Origin of the sequence: Tepidimonas ignava, from assembly GCF_004342625.1 — a bacterium.
Lineage (GTDB): Bacteria > Pseudomonadota > Gammaproteobacteria > Burkholderiales > Burkholderiaceae_C > Tepidimonas > Tepidimonas ignava.
The window spans coordinates 1-4,311 of the sequence record NZ_SMAH01000026.1 but is presented as its reverse complement, the minus strand read 5'-3'; the positions used below and the strand labels follow the sequence as shown (position 1 = coordinate 4,311).

The window sequence follows — 4,311 nt, the reverse complement described above, 5'->3', positions numbered from 1 at the left end:
GCTCGTCCGGCTGCGGCCAACCGAGACTCGCGTCGCCAACCCGCCGCTGCTGCGGCTGCGGGCGGCGTGAAAATGAATTTTTCAGGGACGACTACAGAAGGTCGTGCCCGATGCGGCGGAGTTTGAGCGGCTGCCTGCGGACACCTACGCGCTCATCCAGCAGCATGCCACGATCCCGATGTACCACCTGGCCCAGGGCAACCATCCCGACGCGCTAAAAAGCCCGATCCAACGCATCCGCATCTCGGGCTGGACGCAGCGCGGCATCAAGACGCTTGCGCCGGTGCTGGAGGACGTGATGGGCGCCTATGGCAGGCACACAGCAGCGGCGCAGCAGGCCGCGCGGGAGCCGGTGCGGGCCGCCTGACCGCTGGAGGGCCGCAAAGCCCCGATCGGCCATTGCGGGCACCCAAAGCCCAATGCCGAAGCGCGGCTCTTGCGGCCTTGCAGCCGCGATGCGGCGGCATCGCCGGCAGGCGCCGCGGCTGGCGCTCGAAAGGGATGGGGCCGCGCTGGCGCGCGGCGGGGAGTGGCAAAGGAAGGTTGCGGGCTGCTGGCCGTCCAACCTTCTCACTTCTCACCACCGCGTCCTCTCCCCCCCAACTGGGGGATAGTGGGGGATAGAAATCACCTTCTCTTGCTCTCCTCCCCCGCCCCGAAGGGGCGGCCCATCTGAATCATGATGGGCCGGCCTCCTTCAAGGGCCGGCCCCTGAATCTGTATCTGAATATGTATCTGCCGCCGCCGCGGTTTTGCTGCACGCATCGCGGTTTTGCTGCACGCCATCGCGGTTTTGCTGCACGCCATCGCGGTTTTGCTCCACGCCCACCACATCGCAGCCCGGCTTCGGCGAGCAGCGCCGCACCCGGTCGTCCTCCAGCAGCACCCCGGCGGCGGCGAGGCCTTCGGCATCGGCTCGGGCTTCGCGGCGGCGGTCGCGCATGCCTTGCTCGCTGATATCGCCGCCCGCCACGGTCTTGATCAGGCCGTCCAGCGTCCAGCCTCCGCTCGGCTCGGTCTTGTGCGTGAGCACGTGCCGCGCGATCGCCTGGCTGATGCCGTGCTGTAGCCGCGTGATCGGCATGGGGTCGTGGCCAATCCAGGACTTGTGCGACAAAGCAAGACAATTTCAGCGCGGCCGTGCCCGGCCGGGTGGACGGCAGGGCAGGGAAGGACTATAGTAGCGGAAGGTATTACCTTTCACTACGGGGGCCACATGGCAACGGCAACATCCATCAAGCTCGATGACGAGCTGAAAGGGCGCGTCCAGCACCTGGCCGAAGCCCGCCGGCGCACATCGCACTGGATCATGCGAGAGGCCATCGCGCAGTACGTCGAGCGCGAGGAAAAGCGCGAAGCGTTCAAACAGGATGCGCTCCGCGCCTGGGAAGACTATCAGCGCACCGGCCTGCATCTGACACTTGAGGAAGCCGACGCCTGGCTGGCGAAGCTGGAAGCCGGCGAGGATGCGGAGCTGCCTAAGTGCCACGTCTGACATGGACGCCGCCGGCACTGGCTGATGTGCAGCGGCTCTACCGCTTCCTCGCGCCCAAGGATGCCGACGCAGCGCAACGCGCAGTGAAGGCGATCCGGGCCGGGGTCAAGATTCTGGCCCATCAGCCACACATCGGCCGGCCGGTCGAGGACATGGAACCCGAGTTTCGGGAATGGCTGATCGACTTCGGCAGCAGTGGCTATGTCGCCCTCTACCGCTTCGACGGGGAGAACATCGCCATTCTTGCTGTTCGACACCAGAAAGAAGCGGGCTATTGATGACGGATGACAACAGCGGCCGCCAGGCTGACATTGCACGCGCAATTATGCAAATTGCGCGTTTCCACCCCAGCCGCCAGCGGCGGCTATAGCGGCTTCTAGCCCCGTTTCCACGGCGGCAGCGCGCTCAAGTCAATCACCGCGCTGCGCAGCAGCGGCTCCGGATGCGTCGGCACCAGCCTGCGCACCTCACGTACTCCACGCTCACGCAGCCGCTCGCGGTACGCCGCCTGCCGTTCGGCGGCGGTAGCGTATTTGCGGGGGCGGCCGCGCTTCGGCGGCGGGGTGTCGGACTGGCTTTCCACTTTCGTCACTCCTCACGAAACGTGCATGTATTTTATCACGTGTTACGAAAATAGGGCGGCCAAGATGATGATTTATTTTCATCATGCGCGATGTTACGATAGTTTATTACGTAACGCGTGACGAAAATACAGGCCGCCGCCCGACATCCAGCCCGGTCCCGGGCCTGCCACCGCCGCTGCGCACCACCGCCCCGCCGCCGCCGATGGCTGCAAACGGCCCTAAACGGGCCGTAGAGCGATTTTTGGGGCGCGAGGCTACCACCCCAGCTACACCACAAAAAAACCGCTCTACCGGCCCGCTAAAGCGCTTCTGCGGCCACCGCGGTCCTGCAGCCAGCTGCGCTCCAGCATCATCGCCAGCAAGCTACGCTGCTGGCGCTCGGGAGGTATGGGTGCCGCGCTGCGCGCGGGGACGGGGGCAAAGGAAGGTTGCGGGCTGTTGGCCATCCAACCACCTCACTGCTCACCACCACCCCCTCTCTCCCGCTCAACCACCTTCTCTTGCCCCCTTCCCCCGCCCCGAAGGGGCGGCCCTACTGCAAGGCCCAGACGCCGCCAAAAGCGGCGGCTGTGGCCGCGCATGCTAGAGACTCTTAGAGAGTCTTAGAGGGATTTTTGGTGTCGAGCTAAGTACTTGTTTTTTCTGCATAAATCCAGGGGGGGTGGGGAAAGTTATCCAGGGGGTTGGGGAAAGTTATCCGGGGGGTTGGGGAAAGTTATCCAGGGGGGTGAGGCTTGGCTGGCCGCTTGATCTCCCACTTGTTGCGCGCGTACTCGGTCACCTGCCAACCCAGCGCTTCGAGCTCGGCCAGCGCCTTGCGGGCGGTCTGCCGCCGCTTCTTCATCGCCTCGGGTGAGGCTTGGTCCGGCCAGACATAGCCGCACAGCGTGTCAAGCTCCACCCGCCGGGACTTGCCTGGGTCGATCCATCCGCACAGCCGCTGGTGGATCAGTCGTGCGGGGTCGGTGCGCAGCGCCCGTACTTCGGCCATGTCGATGCGGGCGTGATGCCCCCCGCCGATGACGGCAAGCGCGATCATCGGGTTGAGCGCCACGAACAGCTTGCCGTCCTGCTCATCGCTTGCGTAGTCCGACAGCAGCCGAAAGCCCATCCGCTTACTGCCCGCCTGCGCGATGATGGATACCTTCCAGAGCCGCTCGATGCATTCGCGGATAGCTCGCGAGTCGTCCGGGTCGGCGTAGCCAATCTCGCGCGCCAGCGCCCGATAGCTTCCCTTGACCACCAGGGCGTTTTGCCGGACGGCATCCCACTTGAGTTCCAAGGCCTGCCGGGCTTGCTGCCCAGCCTCGGTCTTGGGCTCTGGTGTCAGCACGAGGCCTTCGGGGCCTGCCATCGCCACCAGCCCCTGCAGCACGCGCAAGTCGTCGGCGCCGAGCGGCTCTGGGCCGCTGAACTCGATGCGTCGCCCATCGCCGCAGTCGTACACCACGTGCAGCTTCGCGTGCTTGCGTTCGCCGCGCTTGAGGCTGCGAAACAGCCCCGGCGCAAGGCAGTGCGCCCTGTCAAGCCGCGCGTGCGTCAGTTCATGCTTCGTCACGGCGACCTCCCTTCTTGCCGCCAGCCTTGAACAAATCGACCGGCAGCAGCACGCCGCCCTCGTGCCTGCAGTACCAGCGCTCGGGCTGCGGCTCGTCGTAGTTCTGCTTGCTGGTGCCGGACCGCACGAAATAGCCCCGCCGCTCCTCGCCGATCGGGCGCAGGTCTGAGCGATCGCTCCAGTGCTGCGCTTCCTCCTCGGTCATGCGCGCCACGTAGCCGCACCAGCGGACGTTGTCGATGAGGGCGGAGGCGCCGCGCGCGGCCTGCTGCTGGTCGGCCTGGCCTTCGCGGGTGCTGTTTTTGTTGACGTGGTGCAGGAACAGCACCGCTGCGCCGGTCTGCGCGGCCAGGTACTCCAGCGTGGTCACCAGCCGCGCCATGTCGCCGTTGCTGTTCTCGTCGAGCGTGTGGATGCGGCTCAAGGTGTCCAGCACGATAAGCCGGGTGTTGGCGCATTGATCCACGATGGCTGCCAGCTGCGCCTCATCCATGATGTTGAGGCGCTTGCCCAGGATCGGCTCGATCGTCAGGTTTTCGGCGATGGCTTCCCGCGCGACTTCGCTCAAATGCCTGCCCATAGTCGCCCCTGAAATATTCATAACATCATGATTTTTCTTGTGTTATTGTCTGTTTGCGAGTACAATTTCCCCCAGATCTGATGTCTGATGCGCC

Annotated in this window: 7 protein-coding genes; 3 read left to right on the top strand and 4 right to left on the bottom strand. The window is 65.1% G+C overall.

What is annotated here, in order from left to right:
• Positions 1-103 precede the first annotated feature (103 nt).
• The gene (locus EDC36_RS13075) at positions 104-367 is read left to right on the top strand and encodes a hypothetical protein (protein ID WP_132963708.1); all 264 of its coding nucleotides are present in this window, start codon (positions 104-106) and stop codon (positions 365-367) included.
• A gap of 330 nt (positions 368-697) precedes the next feature.
• On the opposite strand, the gene EDC36_RS13070 is transcribed toward EDC36_RS13075, so the two are convergent.
• Complete coding sequence (locus EDC36_RS13070) at positions 698-1,084, bottom strand: hypothetical protein (protein ID WP_132963707.1); 387 nt, start codon at positions 1,082-1,084, stop codon at positions 698-700.
• Between the two features lie 132 nt (positions 1,085-1,216).
• Between EDC36_RS13070 and EDC36_RS13065 the strand changes: the two genes are divergently transcribed.
• On the top strand, positions 1,217-1,495 hold the full coding sequence (locus tag EDC36_RS13065; protein WP_132963706.1) for a CopG family ribbon-helix-helix protein: 279 nt from the start codon (positions 1,217-1,219) through the stop codon (positions 1,493-1,495).
• Positions 1,483-1,773, top strand: a complete 291-nt coding sequence (locus EDC36_RS13060; RefSeq protein ID WP_132963705.1) for a type II toxin-antitoxin system RelE/ParE family toxin — start codon at positions 1,483-1,485, stop codon at positions 1,771-1,773. The genes EDC36_RS13065 and EDC36_RS13060 overlap by 13 nt, the downstream gene beginning before the upstream one ends.
• Before the next feature lie 98 nt (positions 1,774-1,871).
• Here the strand turns inward: EDC36_RS13060 and EDC36_RS13055 are convergent, their stop codons facing one another.
• From EDC36_RS13055 to EDC36_RS13045, 3 genes are all read right to left on the bottom strand, one after another.
• Entirely contained in the window at positions 1,872-2,087 is a 216-nt protein-coding gene (locus tag EDC36_RS13055; RefSeq protein WP_132963704.1) for a hypothetical protein, read from the bottom strand.
• Between the two features lie 707 nt (positions 2,088-2,794).
• Positions 2,795-3,637, bottom strand: a complete 843-nt coding sequence (gene repC / locus EDC36_RS13050; protein ID WP_132963703.1) for a replication protein C, IncQ-type — start codon at positions 3,635-3,637, stop codon at positions 2,795-2,797.
• Positions 3,624-4,205: an AAA family ATPase gene (locus EDC36_RS13045; protein ID WP_453820264.1), complete on the bottom strand. Its 582-nt coding sequence runs from the start codon at positions 4,203-4,205 to the stop codon at positions 3,624-3,626. Before EDC36_RS13045 ends, repC begins: the two co-directional genes overlap by 14 nt.
• Between the last annotated feature and the right edge of the window lie 106 nt (positions 4,206-4,311).